This window comes from Fluctibacter halophilus (genome assembly GCF_020687825.1).
GTDB lineage: Bacteria > Pseudomonadota > Gammaproteobacteria > Enterobacterales > Alteromonadaceae > Fluctibacter > Fluctibacter halophilus.
Window position 1 is genome coordinate 25,542 of sequence record NZ_JAJEWP010000001.1, and the last position, 17,565, is coordinate 43,106.

At 55.1% G+C, this 17,565-nt stretch carries 18 protein-coding genes; 14 read left to right on the forward strand and 4 right to left on the reverse strand.

Going from position 1 to position 17,565, the window contains the following annotated elements; translation table 11 throughout:
• Positions 1 to 10: 10 nt before the first annotated feature.
• From ribF to ispH, 5 genes are read left to right on the forward strand one after another with little or no spacing between them, the layout of a single operon-like run.
• Positions 11 to 937: a bifunctional riboflavin kinase/FAD synthetase gene (ribF, locus tag LJ739_RS00130; protein ID WP_229156569.1), complete on the forward strand. Its 927-nt coding sequence runs from the start codon at positions 11 to 13 to the stop codon at positions 935 to 937.
• A gap of 37 nt (positions 938 to 974) precedes the next feature.
• Positions 975 to 3,800: an isoleucine--tRNA ligase gene (ileS, locus tag LJ739_RS00135; RefSeq protein ID WP_229156570.1), complete on the forward strand. Its 2,826-nt coding sequence runs from the start codon at positions 975 to 977 to the stop codon at positions 3,798 to 3,800.
• Positions 3,793 to 4,302 (forward strand): signal peptidase II, encoded by a 510-nt coding sequence (lspA, locus tag LJ739_RS00140; protein ID WP_229156571.1) that lies wholly within the window; start codon positions 3,793 to 3,795, stop codon positions 4,300 to 4,302. The genes ileS and lspA overlap by 8 nt, the downstream gene beginning before the upstream one ends.
• On the forward strand, positions 4,295 to 4,744 hold the full coding sequence (gene fkpB, locus LJ739_RS00145; protein WP_229156572.1) for an FKBP-type peptidyl-prolyl cis-trans isomerase: 450 nt from the start codon (positions 4,295 to 4,297) through the stop codon (positions 4,742 to 4,744). Before lspA ends, fkpB begins: the two co-directional genes overlap by 8 nt.
• A 1-nt stretch (position 4,745) precedes the next feature.
• Positions 4,746 to 5,690, forward strand: a complete 945-nt coding sequence (gene ispH, locus LJ739_RS00150) for a 4-hydroxy-3-methylbut-2-enyl diphosphate reductase (RefSeq protein WP_229156573.1) — start codon at positions 4,746 to 4,748, stop codon at positions 5,688 to 5,690.
• A 12-nt stretch (positions 5,691 to 5,702) separates the two neighbouring features.
• Here ispH and LJ739_RS00155 read toward each other — a convergent pair whose 3' ends face one another.
• The gene (locus LJ739_RS00155; protein ID WP_229156574.1) at positions 5,703 to 6,101 is read right to left on the reverse strand and encodes a type IV pilin protein; all 399 of its coding nucleotides are present in this window, start codon (positions 6,099 to 6,101) and stop codon (positions 5,703 to 5,705) included.
• An 85-nt stretch (positions 6,102 to 6,186) separates the two neighbouring features.
• Here LJ739_RS00155 and LJ739_RS00160 point away from each other — a divergent pair, with 85 nt between their 5' ends.
• From LJ739_RS00160 to LJ739_RS00200, 9 genes are all read left to right on the forward strand, one after another.
• The gene (locus tag LJ739_RS00160) at positions 6,187 to 6,708 is read left to right on the forward strand and encodes a GspH/FimT family pseudopilin (protein WP_229156575.1); all 522 of its coding nucleotides are present in this window, start codon (positions 6,187 to 6,189) and stop codon (positions 6,706 to 6,708) included.
• A complete protein-coding gene (locus tag LJ739_RS00165; RefSeq protein WP_229156576.1) occupies positions 6,702 to 7,313 on the forward strand; it encodes a hypothetical protein in 612 nt (203 codons plus the stop codon). Before LJ739_RS00160 ends, LJ739_RS00165 begins: the two co-directional genes overlap by 7 nt.
• Positions 7,297 to 8,361: a hypothetical protein gene (locus LJ739_RS00170; RefSeq protein ID WP_229156577.1), complete on the forward strand. Its 1,065-nt coding sequence runs from the start codon at positions 7,297 to 7,299 to the stop codon at positions 8,359 to 8,361. The genes LJ739_RS00165 and LJ739_RS00170 overlap by 17 nt, the downstream gene beginning before the upstream one ends.
• Positions 8,351 to 8,890, forward strand: coding sequence for a hypothetical protein (locus LJ739_RS00175; protein ID WP_229156578.1), 540 nt, complete (start codon positions 8,351 to 8,353; stop codon positions 8,888 to 8,890). The genes LJ739_RS00170 and LJ739_RS00175 overlap by 11 nt, the downstream gene beginning before the upstream one ends.
• Positions 8,891 to 9,067: 177 nt before the next feature.
• Positions 9,068 to 9,700, forward strand: coding sequence for a prepilin-type N-terminal cleavage/methylation domain-containing protein (locus LJ739_RS00180; protein WP_229156579.1), 633 nt, complete (start codon positions 9,068 to 9,070; stop codon positions 9,698 to 9,700).
• Positions 9,697 to 10,572 carry a PilW family protein gene (locus tag LJ739_RS00185; protein ID WP_229156580.1) on the forward strand — a complete coding sequence of 292 codons (876 nt, stop codon included), beginning with the start codon at positions 9,697 to 9,699 and terminating at the stop codon, positions 10,570 to 10,572. Before LJ739_RS00180 ends, LJ739_RS00185 begins: the two co-directional genes overlap by 4 nt.
• The gene (locus LJ739_RS00190; protein ID WP_229156581.1) at positions 10,569 to 11,150 is read left to right on the forward strand and encodes a PilX N-terminal domain-containing pilus assembly protein; all 582 of its coding nucleotides are present in this window, start codon (positions 10,569 to 10,571) and stop codon (positions 11,148 to 11,150) included. The genes LJ739_RS00185 and LJ739_RS00190 overlap by 4 nt, the downstream gene beginning before the upstream one ends.
• A 14-nt stretch (positions 11,151 to 11,164) precedes the next feature.
• Positions 11,165 to 15,247: a PilC/PilY family type IV pilus protein gene (locus LJ739_RS00195; RefSeq protein ID WP_229156582.1), complete on the forward strand. Its 4,083-nt coding sequence runs from the start codon at positions 11,165 to 11,167 to the stop codon at positions 15,245 to 15,247.
• 4 nt (positions 15,248 to 15,251) lie between these two features.
• Positions 15,252 to 15,719, forward strand: coding sequence for a type IV pilin protein (locus LJ739_RS00200; protein ID WP_229156583.1), 468 nt, complete (start codon positions 15,252 to 15,254; stop codon positions 15,717 to 15,719).
• A gap of 37 nt (positions 15,720 to 15,756) precedes the next feature.
• On the opposite strand, the gene LJ739_RS00205 is transcribed toward LJ739_RS00200, so the two are convergent.
• From LJ739_RS00205 to LJ739_RS00215, 3 genes are all read right to left on the reverse strand, one after another.
• A complete protein-coding gene (locus LJ739_RS00205; protein WP_229156584.1) occupies positions 15,757 to 16,533 on the reverse strand; it encodes a hypothetical protein in 777 nt (258 codons plus the stop codon).
• 105 nt (positions 16,534 to 16,638) lie between these two features.
• Entirely contained in the window at positions 16,639 to 16,980 is a 342-nt protein-coding gene (locus LJ739_RS00210) for a VOC family protein (protein ID WP_229156585.1), read from the reverse strand.
• Between the two features lie 12 nt (positions 16,981 to 16,992).
• Positions 16,993 to 17,520, reverse strand: a complete 528-nt coding sequence (locus LJ739_RS00215; RefSeq protein ID WP_229156586.1) for a DUF4199 domain-containing protein — start codon at positions 17,518 to 17,520, stop codon at positions 16,993 to 16,995.
• Between the last annotated feature and the right edge of the window lie 45 nt (positions 17,521 to 17,565).

Consider the following 17,565-nt stretch of genomic DNA (forward strand, 5'->3'; position numbering starts at 1 on the left):
GGGGAAAGCAGTGGAGTTAGTTCGCGGCCTGCACAACATCCGTGAAAGACATCGCGGTTGCGTGTTGACCATTGGAAAATTTGATGGTGTGCATCTTGGTCACCAGGCGGTGCTGGGCAATCTGGTCAAGCAGGCCAGGGCGATGGGATTGCCGGCAACGGTGATGGTGTTTGAACCCCAGCCCGAAGAAGTGTTTTCCCCGGCGCAGGCGCCTGCGCGGTTGAGTCGCCTGCGTGACAAGTATGAGTTACTGCGGGCGCAGGGGGTCGATCGATTATTGTGTATCCGCTTTGATCAGGCGTTTGCCGGGCAAAGCGCGGACTTTTTTATCCAGGACCTGCTGGTCAAGCAACTGGGTGTACGGTTTCTGGTCGTTGGCGATGACTTTCGCTTCGGCAAAGGCCGTCAGGGCGATTTTGCGATGCTGGAAGCGGCTGGTCGTCAGAGTGATTTTACCGTGGTCAGTACCGACAGCTTTCGCCTCGCCGATTGTCGCATCAGCTCAACAGCCATCCGCGGCGCGTTGGCCCGGGATCAATTCAGCGTGGCGGAAGACATGCTGGGACGCCCGTTTTCAATCAATGGCAAAGTGGTACATGGCGATAAGAAGGGACGAACCATCGGTTTTCCCACAGCCAATGTGTTGCTGAAACGGTGTAAAACCCCGGTGCATGGGGTGTTTGCCGTCAATGTCCATTTGGATGGACAGCGCTGGCCGGGCGTGGCCAATATAGGCACCCGACCGACTGTGCATGGGCAACGGGCACAGCTAGAGGTCCATGTGTTTGGGTATCAAGGCGATTTGTACGGCCGCCGAATAGCCGTCACGTTCAGCGCAAAGTTGCGCGATGAACAATCCTTTGCCTCGTTTGAGGCACTGCGTGAGCAAATTGAGAAGGATGCCACGCAAGCCCGTCAGATTTTGGGCATAGCATAATTTTTTACGAATAAGTCAACGTTGGATTTTACCGTCAATGAGCGATTACAAACACACGTTAAACCTGCCGGAAACCGCATTTCCTATGCGTGGAAATCTGGCACAGCGCGAACCGGACATGCTGCAAGCCTGGACTGATGCCGATTTGTATCATCAGATCCGCCAGGCCAAAGCGGGCAAAACGCCCTTTGTCCTGCATGATGGCCCTCCTTACGCCAATGGTGATATTCACATTGGTCACGCGGTGAACAAAATCCTCAAAGACGTGATTGTTAAGGCCAAGACCCTGTCTGATTACGACGCGCCTTATGTGCCAGGCTGGGACTGTCATGGTCTGCCGATCGAATTACAGGTGGAAAAGAAGGTCGGCAAGCCGGGCAAGAAAGTGACGGCGGCCGAGTTCCGTCAGAAGTGTCGCGAGTATGCGGAAAAGCAGATCGCCGGTCAGAAAAAAGATTTCATTCGCCTGGGTGTGTTGGGCGAATGGGACAAGCCATACAAAACCATGGACTTCAGCTCCGAGGCCGACATCATTCGCGCCCTGGGCGGCATCATTCGTGCGGGTCACCTGGAGAAGGGCTTCAAGCCTGTGCACTGGTGTACCGATTGCGGCTCTGCGCTGGCTGAAGCGGAAGTGGAATATAAAGACAAGCAATCGCCGTCAATTGATGTGCGCTTTGCGGCTGTGGATGCCGATGCCATGGTCGAGGCGTTTAAACACCCTGAAGGCCATGTGGGCGAGGGACCGGTATCCGTTGTGATCTGGACCACCACGCCATGGACCCTGCCGGCCAACCAGGCGGTGTGTGTCAGCCCGAAGCTGGAGTACACCCTGGTACAGGCCGAGACTGAAAGTGGTAAACAACGCCTGATCCTGGCCTCTGAGCTGGTCACCGAATGTATGGATCGGTTCGGCATCGAACATTACCACGCATTGGGTTATTGCCACGGTGACGCACTGGACAAGATGTTGCTACAGCACCCGTTTTACGACCGTCAGGTACCTGTCGTGTTGGGCGACCATGTGACGACCGATTCCGGTACCGGTTGTGTGCACACCGCACCCGGTCACGGTGTTGACGATTTTAACGTTGGTCGTCGTTACGATCTGCCGGTGGTAAATCCGGTGGGTGCCAACGGTGTGTATCTGGATGACACTCCGTTGTTTGCCGGTCAGCATGTGTTCAAAGCCAATGACAGCATCGTTGAATTGCTGAAAGAAAAACATGCCCTGGTGCATCATCATGCGTACGAGCACAGCTATCCCCATTGCTGGCGCCACAAAACACCGATCATCTTCCGTGCCACGCCGCAGTGGTTTATCAGCATGGACAAGAACGGTCTGCGTAAAGCTTCCATCGAAGAAATTCATAAGACGCAGTGGATCCCTGAGTGGGGTGAAAGCCGCATTGAAAGCATGGTGGAAGGCCGTCCGGATTGGTGTATCAGCCGTCAGCGCACCTGGGGTGTGCCGATCGCATTGTTTGTGCACAAAGACACCGGCGATCTGCACCCCAATACCGATGTGTTGATTGAACGTGTAGCCTGCGAAGTCGAAAAACAGGGCATTCAGGCGTGGTGGGATATCGACTCGGAAGCGTTTTTGGGCAGCGATGCCGACAGTTACGTGAAGGTCATGGACACCCTGGATGTGTGGTTTGATTCGGGGGTAACCCACCACTTTGTGGTTGACTCACGGGATGATATTCCAGCGTCCGCAGACCTGTATCTGGAAGGTTCAGACCAGCATCGTGGTTGGTTCATGTCGTCCCTGATGACCAGCGTGGCAGAGAAAGGCCATGCGCCGTATAAGCAGGTGTTGACCCACGGCTTCACTGTCGACGGTGAAGGACGCAAGATGTCCAAATCCATCGGTAATACGGTTGCGCCGCAACAGGTGATCAACAAGCTGGGCGCAGATATCCTGCGTCTGTGGGTAGCGTCAACCGACTACCGCAGTGAAATCGCTGTGTCGGATGAAATTCTCAAGCGTAGCGCCGATGCTTATCGCCGTATCCGTAACACTGCACGTTTCCTGCTGGCTAACCTGAACGGTTTTGATCCGGCGACTGATGTGGTGCCACACGATCAGATGGTCGAACTGGACCGCTGGGTGGTGTCCCGTGCTGCTGCACTGCAGCAGGAAATCATCGATGCCTACGACCGTTATGATTTGCTGGTGGTAACCCAGAAACTGATGCACTTCTGCTCTATCGAGCTGGGCAGTTTCTATCTGGACGTGATCAAAGATCGCCAGTACACCGCCAAAGCAGACAGCCACGCCCGACGTTCCTGTCAGTCTGCGCTCTATCACATCGCTGAAGCGCTGGTGCGCTGGATGGCACCGGTGACCAGTTTCACCGCGCAGGAAATCTGGCAGGAAATGCCCGGTAAGCGCGACCCATATGTGTTTACCCAAACCTGGTACACTGGCTTTGAAGGTGCAGGGGAAGGGGCGATGGACCACGCTTTCTGGCAACAGGTCCTGACGGTAAAAGATGCGGTTAACCATGCCATTGAACAAGCCCGTAAGCAGGGCACGATCGGTGGTTCGTTGCAAGCCGAAGTGACGCTGTATGCGACACCGGCGTTGGCTGAGACATTGTCCCGCCTTGAAGACGAGTTGCGTTTCGTACTGATCACGTCTGCCGCTACGGTGCAAGCCGTAGATGCAGCACCGACCGACGCCAGTGAGACCGATGTTGACGGCCTATGGCTGTCGATTGCCACCTCAGATGGCGAGAAATGTGTGCGCTGCTGGCACTACCGCAAAGACGTCGGCGCCAATCCGGCCCATCCTGAACTGTGCGGCCGTTGTGTCGACAACGTTGATGGCGAGGGAGAGCAAAGAGCTTATGCGTAGCGCGTTTACCCAGACTGGATTACGCTTTTTGTGGATCAGCGTGCTGGTGGTGCTGCTGGATCAGTGGACCAAGCAACTGGTACTTGCCAACATCGATTTGTATCAGGCGATTGAAATCACCGGTTTTTTCAACCTGACCTACGTGCGTAATTACGGCGCTGCATTTAGCTTTTTGCATGATGCCGGTGGCTGGCAACGGTGGTTCTTTACCGCCATTGCCGCGGTAGTCAGTGTGTTGATCCTGCGCTGGTTAAAGCAATCGCCCCGCGAGCATGTGTTGTTGCCGGTATCCTTTTCGCTGATCCTCGGTGGCGCACTGGGCAATGTATACGATCGCCTTATCCACGGTTTTGTGGTCGACTTCATTGATGTCTACTATCAGCAGTGGCACTGGCCTGCGTTTAATTTGGCCGACAGCGCCATTTGTGTCGGTGCGGTATTGTTGGTGTGGGATATGTTCCGTCCCGAGGCGCAGCAAAATCAGGAGAAGGCCCATGACTGATTGCATCAATCAGCACAGCGAAGTGGTGCTGCATTTTGACCTGAAACTGCCTGATGGTTCTGCCGCAGACAGTACCCGGGTGCACAACAAACCTGCCAAGCTGGTAATGGGCGATGGCAGCCTGACGGCAAATTTTGAAGCCTGCTTGCTGGGTCTGCACGAAGGGCAGAAAAAGTCGTTCGAGCTCGCCCCTGAAGATGCTTTTGGTATGCCCAACCCAGACAATATCCACCACATGGATCGGAGCCGGTTTGGCCCCGATACGCCGGTTGAAGTGGGCGCGATCATCGCTTTTTCAGGCCCTGACGGGAACCAGGTTCCCGGCATCATCCGCGATGTGCAGGGTGATTCGGTGACGGTTGACTTCAACCACCCGCTGGCAGGACAAACCGTAATTTTTGACGTGGAAATCGTCCAGATCACTCAACGAGACGAGGCGTAATATGCAGATCCATCTGGCCAACCCCCGTGGTTTTTGTGCCGGCGTAGACCGGGCCATCACCATTGTTGAACGTGCGCTGGAGATGTTTGCGCCGCCGATTTATGTGCGTCACGAAGTGGTGCACAACAAGTTTGTGGTCGACGGGTTGCGCGAGCGTGGCGCCGTGTTTGTTGACGAACTGCACGAAGTGCCGGACGACAGTATTGTTATTTTTTCTGCCCATGGCGTGTCCCAGGCAGTGCGCAATGAAGCCTCGTCACGGGGATTAAAGGTGTTTGACGCAACGTGCCCGCTGGTTACCAAAGTGCACATGGAAGTCATGCGTGCGAGCAAAAAGGGTACCGAGTGTATTCTCATCGGCCACCAGGGGCACCCTGAGGTTGAAGGTACAATGGGCCAGTATGACAACCCCAACGGTGGCATCTATCTGGTGGAATCGGTGCAGGACGTTGACTCGCTGACCGTTAAAAACCCTGAGAGCCTGTATTATTGCAGCCAAACCACATTGTCGGTGGATGACACTGCCGATGTGATTGACGCGCTGCGGTTAAAGTTTCCCGCCATAGAAGGCCCCCGTAAAGACGATATCTGCTATGCCACCCAAAACCGTCAGGATGCGGTACGCGGCCTGGCCAGTGAATGTGATGTGCTGTTGGTGGTGGGGGCTCAGAACAGCTCCAACTCCAACCGTTTGCGCGAATTGGCCGAAAAAATCGGCGCCCGAGCCTACCTGATTGCCAGCGCGGATTGCATCCAGAAAGACTGGCTGGACGGTGTACAGCATGTAGGTATCACCGCTGGTGCTTCCGCACCCGAAGTGTTGGTGAAAGGCTGTATTGAACGGCTCAAAGCCTGGGGAGCAACCGACGCGGTGGAGCGTCCCGGACGGGAAGAAAGCATCGAGTTCGCCGTGCCCAAAGAGCTTCGTATTAAGCAGGTCAGTTAGTCATACACCCGCTTACCAACAATCGGCCGGTGTTTTGTTGAGCGACTGATCCATACTCAGTCGCTGACACGCCCGGTCTTCCTGCTGTTGACCGACAGCCGTCGCAATCAAACGGTAGGTGCCGTTCCCCACATTCTCAGCACTGAAGTCATAGTGCTCGTTTGGTTCAACCTCCAGATCACCCAATTCACCATAGGTTCCATGTTGCAGGTGGTAAGCCTCCTGTCGCAGTCCCAGCACCTGCATGTGCAAGAGTGTCGCCTGTCGTCGGGCTTTGAGCACTTGTTGCTGATAGCTCGGAACGGCAATGGAAAGCAGTATGGCGACAATCGCCATGGTCAACAGCACATCCATGATCTGAAAGCCCGTCTGTCGGGGATTGGGTACTAGGATAGTCCTGTTTTGTGCCATTTCTGTCTCTCCGTGCAGGGCGAAATGCGTTCCTGGCGCTTAGTCTTTTCAGTGTAGAAAGCAGGCATACAGGGAACGTACAGAAATGCTTAAAACTGGACGTGGGCTCACACTGATTGAGTTATTGATGGTCATTGCCGTGACAGTGCTGCTGGCGGTCCTGGGAGCAGCTCCCATCGGTCATCTGGTTTCCCATTGGCAGGTACGCAGTACATTGGACAAGAGTCAGACCTTGGTTCGCTACGCCCGTGAACAGGCGCTGGCCAGTGGGCAACCTGTGTGGGTGGCTTTTCGTCCGGGGCGGCCGTGGTGTCTTGCTGTCACCCAACAGTGGCCCTGTGATTGCCTGCAGGCCAACGATTGTCAATTTAATCAACGCAGCGTCAATCTGCTGGGGCAAGCAAACGGCGCGGTCAGCCTGTCAGCACATACCTTCGCCCCCGGTCAGGCCTTGCGTTTTGATGGCTTACGTGGCTTCAGCGTTGGCCACGCAGGACGTTGGCAGTTCAGTCGGGACGGCGTAGCAGGGGAGCTGGTTATCAGCAATCATGGCCGTGTACGGCGCTGTGGTGTCGATGGTGCAATCATTGGACTGGCATCATGCTGACGCCGCACCAAGTTCAGGGACTGACCTGGTTGGGCATGCTGCTGGGATTGGCCTTGTCCTCGGTGGTGATCCTGTGCGCGGGCGTGCTGGCGCGTCAGGTCATGATGGTGTACCAGTTGCAGCGTGAACACATCAATGTATTGCGTACCGCGCAGTTGTGGATGTTCGTTATGCAACGGGAAGTCCAGCGAGCCGGAGGGGGTCAGTATTCACTGCAGGCGTTAACCGGGCAGGTGCCCGATGTCGATACGGGCAACATTGCGTTGACAATCGGACAGGACCAGGCGTGTGTGTTGTTCGCCTATGATCGCAACCACAATGGGCGGATCGATGCCGTAGAAGACGATGAAAGCTATGGCTATCGCTTGCATGATGGCGCGTTGGAAGTGCGGGTTGGTGGTGGTGATTGTCAGGCGTCTGGCTGGCATGATGTCACCCATGTGCAGGATGTGCTTGTCACCGAGCTACGTTTTGTGCCGGTCCCGCTTGGCTCGTCGGATAGCACCGCAATTCAGGTCTCACTGGCACTGCGGTCAGCCGCAAATTCGTCCCAGCAGGTGACCCTGCAACAAACCTGGATGCTGGACAATGTCCGGGTCCGGTAGTCGCTTTATGGCCGTGCAGGGCGGGATGATTGTCAGCGGCGTGGCCCTGACATTGGTTGTGATTAGCCTGTTGTTGTTGGCAAGTGCCATGTTTACTGCAAACCGGAATGTACAGGCATTCTCTGAATATTGGCAAGGGCGACAAGCCTGGTATCACACCAGAACGGCGCTGCAATACAGTGTGTCGGGTCTTCGCATTCCTCAGCCAGCAATGGCGCAATTGCCCGCCCAGATTGCCGCTATGCCGGTCGAATCGCAGACGGCGTTTGTGCCGGTTTCCGGGGGAATCATTGACGGGTTGTGGACATTGTCGGCTTCCCATCAGCAGCGTCACATGCGTCACGGTGCGCAACTGGCGTTGTTTGCATTGCTGAAACGGCTTCCGGAGGCGGGGTTAACCCTGGCGGCCATACCGGGAGAGCAATTGCAGATAGCGCTTGCAACTGATGTCGCCATGCCGCTGGTATGGCTGCCGCAAAATCCGTCCCACGTCGTGAATGTGCAGCGCTGCGCTGCAGTGACGTTCTGGCAGCAGGGGTGTGCATCATTGCAGCCGTTGTCAGCGCAGGAGCGGGTTGCTCAGGCAATGCCGGATTCGTTGCTGGCACACCACTTTGCCCCCTTCGTGGCGACCCCAATCGCACTGCGCAACACCGCAAATGCCATTCTGGCCAACTGTGATAACTGGTCTGCTTCTCTCTCGGGGTTGGTGTGGGTGGACGGCGATTGCTCCCTATCATACCACCAACACATTGGCTCTGAGGAACACCCGCTGTTACTGATTGTGCGGGGCGACGTGCGGTTTGCTGCGGACGCCCGCCTGGTGGGCATGTTGATCAGTCTACACGACCCGTTGGCCGAGCGATTACCCCGAATTGAGGTGGCCGACACGTCAGGCATTGTAGGGGCTGCGGTGTTTTCCCACAGTGCTGATGGGTTGCCTGGAAGGGTTCGGGTGCAGTTTGCCCCCGCCATATTGGCTACCTTGTCGCGCCTGGCCGTATTGCAGCGTAGCGCCGTTATCGAGGGGAGCTTGATTGAACAATAGACCGGTTGCCGGTGGCTTTGTTATCTATGAAGCCCTTTGTCTGACGGTGCTGCTCGGCATTGTCAGCGCTGCCGTGTTGTCGGCAGTGGCCGCGTTACATCACCATCATCGTGTGCTTAAGCAGCACTACATCGCCAGCAATGTGTTGCAAAACACTGCGGCGCAAGCACGACTCGGCACTGCTCAGCATTCCCAAGGCGCACTGGCCGGTTTTATGTACTTGCAAGACGACCAAGCCCTCGGTATTGCTGCGGGGGACATCATGGCTGGTACCGAACAGGGAGCGCCTGCTCTGGCGCTGACGCTACATTGGCAGGTGACGGACTGGTTCCGGGCGGACAGGGACGGTGATGGTGTGGGCGACGTGTGGCAGTCTTCATCACCTTATCGGGGGGCCGTTGCCGATGTAAAGTACCTGCAATTGCGGATCCACTGGTGGTATCGCGGTGAACGCTATGAACTTTTCCTAAACCAAGCCCTTTCACGGCCCTTGCCGAGTATCGCGCCAGAGGACATTTCTGGCCCCTGACGCTGTGGCTGAAATTCGCAAACAACTTAATTAACAACCACTTGAGTACTGCCGATACTCAGTAATGGGCGGATATACCCAACCCTTGCGAAAAAACACGTACACTGCTTAGTAGGCAAGTCTCACTGACTGTGTCCTACACTAGATAAGTGAATTGATAGACGGTAACAGAAACCTATGCGAATTCAACGTTCAAATACGCTGCAACAGCGACAAACCGGGGTCGGCATGATTGAAGTGCTGGTGACCCTGTTCATTTTGTCAGTTGGCCTGCTCGGCGTCGCGTCACTGCAATTTATCAGTTCGCTGAGTAACTCGGATGCTCTGAGCCGCTCCCAGTCGGTGATGGTTGCTCAGCAACTGAGTGAGCGACTGCGTGCCAGCGCCGTGATGTCCCAGGTGGGTGACGGCATGGTGGTCGACAATGCCTATTTCAATGCGGATATCTATAACTTCAATGGTTTGTCCTGTTCCGGTGGCGGTTTACCGTTTGCCTGTTTTTGTTTGCAAATCCCTGCGGGTGTGCCCGATTGTCGCGGCAACAGTTGTTCAGCGGCTGAGTTGGCTGCCTTTGATGCCTATGAGGCCAGTTGCGCCGCCGTTGCGGTGAATCCGGGCATCGAGGTGGTGCTGACCTGTGATGACAATGACGGCGGCGATACCGATTTGTGCAGCGCCGGTTCCCGGCACAGGGTGATGTTGGCCTGGCCAGTAGAGAGCTGGCAGGACAATGAGCGGGTGCTGAATGCCGAATGCAATGAGGGGCGCTCAACGCCCCATGACTGTGTGGTGGTGGAAATTACATTATGAGTATGTCGAACCATCGCAACAGCGGCTTCAGTCTTATCGAAATCATGATCGCTCTGACACTGGGGCTGGTCATTTCAGGTGCCATTATTCAGGTGATGGTCAGTAACAGTGTCACTGAACGGCTGAACCGGGCAATGGCATCTGCCCAGGAAGGCGGACGGTTCATCATGTCGCGGATGCGCCAGGAACTGCTGATGACCGGACGCTATGATCTGCTGTCAGCGGATCTCAATCGCGATGTCGATGTGGTTGATGAAGCGAATTTTGTCTGGAATCACCCGATCCCCTTGCCGGGGGATTTTGATGCCGCCGCGGCCATTGGTGCGACACAAGGTGCCGGCGGGGGCAATGACACTCTGGTGGTCAGCTTATTGACCAACGCCGATTGCCGTGGCGTCACCCATGGTTACGATGCGGCAGCAGGCGAAGAGTTTTATGTGGTTAATCAATATTTTGTTGAAGGTACTGAATTGAAGTGCCGGGGTTACGATGGACGCGTACTCAGAGGCCAGAAGGCGCCCGAAGGGAATGATGGCGATGCGGCCTATACCTTGTTGGACGAAGTGCACAGTTTTCAGGTGCTGTATGGGATCACCAACAGCGCTGTGACCAATGATAACTCTGCCCGTCCGGTGCAGTTTGTCAGGGCCGATCAACTGGCCGCGGAACTGGCGGTTAACAGTCAGGTCGTCGCGATCCGGATTGCGCTACTGATCAAGGGTGAGGGGAACGTAGAAATTGCCCCGCTGCCGCAGTTTAAGTTGCTCAATGAAGATGCGATGAATGCACCCAGCAATCACCTGTACAAGCAGTTTGAAACGACCGTCACACTGCGCAACGTGAAGAATTTTATGCGGAATCGAAAAGTATGATGCAGTCTAATCTTACCCAACAACGTGGCCTGGTCATGGTCTTTGCATTACTGGTGCTGATGAGCCTAACGATTCTTGGTGTGGCGTCGGTGTCGAGCAGTTTGATGCAGAGCAAGATGGCCCAGTCGATGGAAAAAAGCTCCCTGGCGTTTGACGCTGCAGAGGCGGCGATAGCCGGGGTCGTTTTTGAATCCGAAGATGAAACACTGCTGGCGGCGCCGGCTTTGGTTGACCCATTGTCAGAGGCTCGTCAGTTACCGGCACTGGACCCTGCGGTGCAGGACATCAGTTGCTTTGACAATGCCAACTGGGCTAACCGGACATTAACGGTCGGTGGCCTTACCACCGGCACCGAACATACCACCGACGGTTATTATGACACTGCGCCTGCGCTGCGCAGTTGGTCGCGTACCGCATTTCTACAAGAGAGGGCGTGCCTGGGATCCAGCAATGTCATCGGTGGCAGTAATATAAGTTGCCACGTGTTCATGATACGTGGTTGCGGTCAACTGGAAGGCAGTGGCTTTGCGGTGGCTAATACCCTGAATGCATCGGTGTTCGCACCGGCAGGGAACTAAAGAGGTAGTTTGTTATGAAACGTTTTAATCCTTTTGTGTCGTTCGGCTCATTGTTGCTCAGCAGCATGATCAGTGCGACGGCGATGGGGGATGACCTCGAAATCTATCTTGGCACCTCCGACTCCGCACAAACTTACTACCCAAACGTGCTTTTCATCATGGATACGTCAGGCAGTATGGGCGCGTTTGACGGTACCGATCAGTCGCGCATGCTGCGGGTGCAGAATGCACTCAAAGATACCCTGCGTTCGGTCACCAACGTCAATGCCGGCCTGATGCGTTTCTCGGATTATGGCGGCCCAATCCTGTATCCGGTCAAAGGGATCACCGAATCTGTGGTGCCGGAAATTGTGTTACCGGTTGTAGATGGCGATGACGACGCGTTCGAAGTTGGCGGGACCATGAACACCTCTGGTGACTTTATCAAGCTGTCACAAAGTACCAGCACGGTGTATACCGGTTTGCGCTATCAGCGGGTCAATATTCCGCAGGGCGCTACCATCACCAATGCGTTCATCCGGTTTACCTCGCACATTGCCAACACATCGCCAACCAATCTGAGTTTCCGGGCTGAACTGACCGGCAACGCGACCCCGTTTACCAACGCGAATAACGACATCTCCAATCGCACCACCACCTCAACACGGGTGACCTGGAATACGGACAATGATTTTCCGGTTTCCGGTGAGACGGTTACGTCACCTTCCTTGATCCCGGTGATCCAGGAAGTGGTTGACCAAGCCGACTGGTGTGGTGGTAATGCGCTGAACATGATCATTGAAGCCACCAGCGCCAGTACCAGTAGTGCCCGGCAGGTGGAGTCCTATGAAGACGGTAACGGCTTGTCGCCACAACTGGTCATCAGTTACGATGACACCACCGCCACAGGCTGTGTACAAGGGTCACAGACCTACCAGATTTCACACAACAGTGACAATGCCGAAGAACAGCATGACGGTTATCAGTCCACCGGTTCAGAGCTGACCTTTAAAGACAGCAATAATGCCTATGTGGGTATCCGTTTTCGCGAAATCGCGTTGCCACAGGGTGCAACCATTTCGAATGCCTATTTGCTGTTTACTGCGTATCAACACGGCATCTACACCAGTGCGTCAATGAAAATTCAGGGCGTGGACGAAGCCGATCCAGACCGTTTCCGCTCACGGGATCGTTACGCCTTACGTGATTTGCCGAAAACCTCGTCGGTCATGTGGTCGAACATTCCGCCCTGGTACAAGAACAGTACCTATCAGAGCCCGGCAGTAACCAGCATTGTGCAGCACATTGTCAATCGTGGTGACTGGCAGCAGGGCAACGACATGATGTTTATCCTGTCGGAGTTTAGCGGTGAACGGGGCGGGTATTCGTATCGTGGTAAGCCTTCCGGCGCGCCTCAACTGGTGATTGAATATGAAGCCAATGCCACGCCTGGACAGACGGCAACGGTGCGAGATCACCTGATCTCCAAGGTAGACGAGCTCGCCGCCAGCGGCTATACGCCGATTGTCGATACCCTGTATGAAGCAGTGAATTACTTTGGTGGCCTCGATGTGGATTATGGCCTGCGCCGGGGTACCAGCTCGGTAAGCTCTACCGTGCGCAGAAACACCCGGGTGTCGCACCGCCAGTCCTACGTGGGGGCTAATTCGGTGTTACCGGTGGGTTGTACCACCGACAACCTCAGTGCCAATGAATGTATCAACGAGTACATCCCGGATGGTGCAACCTACATTTCGCCGATCACTGACCGCCAGTGTCAGACCAACAACCACATTGTGTTGTTGTCTGACGGTGAGGCAAACAGCAACCACAGTGTCAGCAAAATAGAAGCACTGCTGGGGCAAAGCTGCTCGGGCAGTGGTGGTGAGCAGTGCGGTCTGGATTTGATCAGGAATGTTGGTGATACCGGTGATTCGGTGATCGATGCGCGCATCGTGACCCATACCATCGGCTTTGCCGCCAATGCGACGGCGAATAACTTCCTGAACCAGCTGGCCTTGCAAGGGGGTGGTGGTTTCTACACCGCCAGCAACAGTGAAGAGTTGGTAACCGCCTTCCAGTCGATCCTGAAAACGGTCAAAGACGTTAATGCCACCTTTGTGTCACCCGGTGTGGCGGTGAACCAGTTGAACCGTCTGACCCACAATGATGAATTGTACTTCGCCCTGTTTAAGCCGGCAGAAGGTACAATCTGGCCGGGTAACCTGAAGAAATACAAAATCAGTGGCGATCAGATCCTGGACAAGAACGGCCTCAATGCCGTGGATGATGGGACCGGGTTCTTCTCCGAGAACTCACACAGCTACTGGTCAACATTGGCGGACGGTAATGACGTGCGCGATGGTGGTGCGGCGAGCCGCATGACCCTGACCCGAAACATCTACACCTTCAGTGGTGCGGGCGCGATTGCGACGACCAGTAACCGCTTCCACGAGTCCAATACCGACATTTCCTCGGCTGACCTGGCGCTGTCAGCGTTGCCTGACCCGGAAGTGGTGCGGGAGCTGGTGCTCAAGTGGGCCCGTGGCGTGGATGTGCGCGATGACGATGCGGATGGCGACAACACGGATGTGCGCCTGCAAATGGGCGACCCGATCCACTCACAGCCGGTGATTGTGAATTACTCAACCACCGACAGTGCGATTCTGGTCGCGACTAACCAGGGCTTCCTGCACAGCTTCGATCCGAATACCGGTGATGAAAACTTCGCCGTTATCCCGAAAGAATTGTTGGTCAACCTGTATGACTTTTATCAGGACGGCACCACACTGTCACACATCTACGGCCTCGATGGCGATATGGTGCTGCGCGACATGGGCGATACCAAATACTTGTATGTGGGCATGCGTCGTGGCGGCAACAACTACTACGTGTTTGACATTTCCAACAAGACGTCACCGAGCCTGGTGTTCAAAATCGACGGTGGCAGCGGCGATTACGCCAACCTGGGGCAAACCTGGTCCCGTCCTACGATCACCAAAATGCGCTTGGGCGGCACCGTTCGTGACGTGATGATCTTTGGTGGTGGTTACGATGTGGATCAAGATCAGAAGACCGTTCGCACCCCGGATACTGTTGGCAATTCGGTGTTTATCGCGGATGCCAATACCGGTGAATTGCTGTGGTCTGCCAGTAACGCAAATGCGACCCTGGTCGTTGACGAGATGGATTACAGCATCCCGGCGCGGATCTCGGTCATCGACCGTGAGGGGGACGGTGTGGCCGAACACTTGTACGTGGCTGACATGGGTGGCCAGTTGTTCCGCTTTGATGTGAACCCGTCAGGCACGGGTGACCCGATTACCGGCGGCTTGCTGGGCAACTTTGCCGGTGACACCGCTGCCGATGCCCGTCGTTTCTTCTATGGCCCTGACGTGTCCGAAATCAGTCTGGGTGACGAGCATTATTATGCCGTAGCCATTGGCAGTGGATTCCGTGCTCATCCCTTGGACAGCGTGATCAACGATCATTTCTACATGGTGAAAGACTATGGCGTGTTCCAGCTGGATGACAATGGACTGTACAGTCTGCCGACGATCCCTCACAGTCTGACTGACCTGTACGATGCGACCGATCATTTGCTGACTTCCAATGACGCAAGTGAGCGCGAGTTGGCGCAGGAAACCTTTGCCGGGAAAGCGGGTTGGTATATCAGACTGGGCCTGGGCGGTGAAAAAGTGCTGGCATCACCGCTAATCATCGACTATAAGCTGTTCTTTACCACTTATCTGCCTGCGTCGGCCAGTGCCAGTACCTGTGCGCCGCCGACCGGTAACAGTCGGGCGTATCTGGTGGAGCTGATCACGGGCAATGCCGTGGACGATCTCAACCATAACGGTGAAGAAGAGCACGTAGACCGCTATGCGCAGTTACGCCAGACCGGCATTGCACCGGATACCAAGATCCTGATCGAGGATATCATCAAGCCGGTGGTGTGTCTGGGTACCGAGTGTACTGCGGCAGTAATTGACGTGGATGAAGACGGCAACGAAGTGGCCTGCGGTACCGAGTTTGAATGCTTGGCGCAGAACATTTACGGCCGCTTTGAACGGGTTCAGAAGAGCAGTTGGAAAACGGAAGTAGAACGGCAGGAATAACCCTATGCAAAATACCAGACCCAACGGGTTTAGTTTGATAGAACTGATGATTGTCGTGGCCATTGTCGGCATCATTGTCACAGTGGCCTACCCCAGCTATCAGGGGTTTGTGGTCAGCAGTAATCGCAGTGTGGCCCAAGCCGACCTGATGGCCCTGGCATCTGCATTGGAGCGTCACAAAGCGGCCAATTTTACCTATCAGGGAGCGGCTGCAGGTGGCGCTGATACCGGCACACCGGCGATTTTTCAGGGCCATTCACCGGCTGCTGAGCCGGCCGCCAATAAGTTGTATGATCTGACCATTGAGTCGGTCTCTGCCACTGGCTCCAGTTATCGGATCATGGCCGCACCGGTCAGCGGTAAGCCCAACGCTGATGATGGCAAGATTTACTACTACAGCGACGGGCGCAAGGCCTGGGACAAAGACGGTAGTGGCGGATTGGCTGCCTCAGAGTTCTGTTGGGGCTGTTGATTGCAGTACAAAAAACGCAGGCTTAGCCTGCGTTTTTTTATGGGTTGGCGGCACCGACGGTCAGCGGTGGCTTGGTCGTCGTTGGCTGGGTGCGCTGCCATTTTTCCAGCTCATTGAGGCGATTGCCCAGACCACGGGTCTGTTTACTGATTTCCGCCAGTTCATTGTTGAGGCGCACCAGTTGTTCACCCAGTGAGGCAATGTCTTTGGCTTGCAGGGTATTGGCTTTGTTGGCCTGGGAAATGTCATTGGCATTTCCGTTCAACTGTTCCTGCAACAATGCCAGGTTGGTGCCCGCCAGGCTCAGGTCGGTTTCCAGTACAGACAATTGTTTCTTCAACGTATTGTTGAGCTGGGATTGATCACCCAACTGGGTGCGCAATTCGGCAATTTCAGACTGATTGCGTCGCCATGCAGACGCCCACAGTTTGTCCATCTGCTCCCACAGTTCACCGGTTTTATCCACCAACTCTTTTACTTTTACCTGCAACGCAACCGCCGATTGGTCGAGCTCTTCACCGGTGGCCGACAGACGTTGCTCCAAATCCTCGATGCGCTGCTCTGCGGCTTTGGCCGCGGCCAGCTGCTGTTGGTTCTGGTGAAACAGATAACCACTGGCCCCGCAGGCGCCCAGTGCGACCAGTAAACTGAACACTGCCAGGCCCTTGCCGCCACTGCTTTTGGGTTCCGGCGCATCACTGGTTGGCGGGGGAGCCTTTCGATTTCCCGGTTGTTGTTTACGTTGGTACGCTTCCCGATCTTCCTGATCCAGAACGATTTTGGGAATATCGCTTTCGAAGGGTTCGTTTGACATGGCTGCTCTGCTAGAAAACTGTGCAATGATGGCCAAACCGGCCGGGTTATGCAGTGATGTTAGCGACTTTCTCCCACTTGGTCTAGGGGATGTACCCCTTTACGCCTACCATTGGTCAAACATCAGGGTGTTGCCATCGGGGTCCTTAACGAAAAAGTGCGCCGGTCCTTCGCTGTTTTGCGGGTCGATGGGCGTATCAATGGTATAGCCTTGCTGTTGCAGGTGCGCCTGCACGGCCCGTGCATCGCCAGGGTTGAAGGTCAGCAGATTGCTGTCGAGCATGTCCTGGAATAAGCCAATGATGGTTTCCCCGCGGCGCATGATCAGCCATTTATCCTCAATCGAGCCGCACCCCTGCTCGGTTTCAAACCCCAGCGCAGTATAAAAGCGTTGTGACGCCGCGATATCAGCGACCTTTAGACTAACTGAAAATTGACCCAGTTCCATGATAAAGACTCCTTAGTGTGATTTGCGCTGACACAGCACCAGCGCTGCAATCAGAGTGATAATGGTGCCGATAAACCAGACCGTCGCCGCCATTACCAACGACTGCAAAGGCTTGCTTTGCATCATACCGGCATAAGCATCCAGTTCCTCCAGACGTTGTTGCTTCTCAGTCATACTGAGGACGGCAGATTGCTCAATGGTGTCGATTTGCCAGGCAATGTAGGTATCGGTAAATTCCGGGTTGATCCATACCAGGTATGCCCAATTATAGGCACCGAAGAACAGACCGCCGATAAAACTGATCCCCACACCGATGCTCAGCGCCGATGCCCAACCCAACATGCCTTGGGGTTGTTGCGAACGCCAGGCCAGCATCCCCATCACGATGGCCAGTCCGCTGACCAGCATCACACCGTAACCGGTAATTTCAGCCTGACTGAAGTTGTCCGGTGAGGTACCGAAAATCAGGTGTGAGACAAAAAAGCCCAGCAACAGTGCCAAGCCGTAAAGGGTGCCGAAGGTTGCGATCAGCCGTAACATGTTGTGCTCCGTTTTTATGTCACTGTAGAGGGCGATGGCCTACGT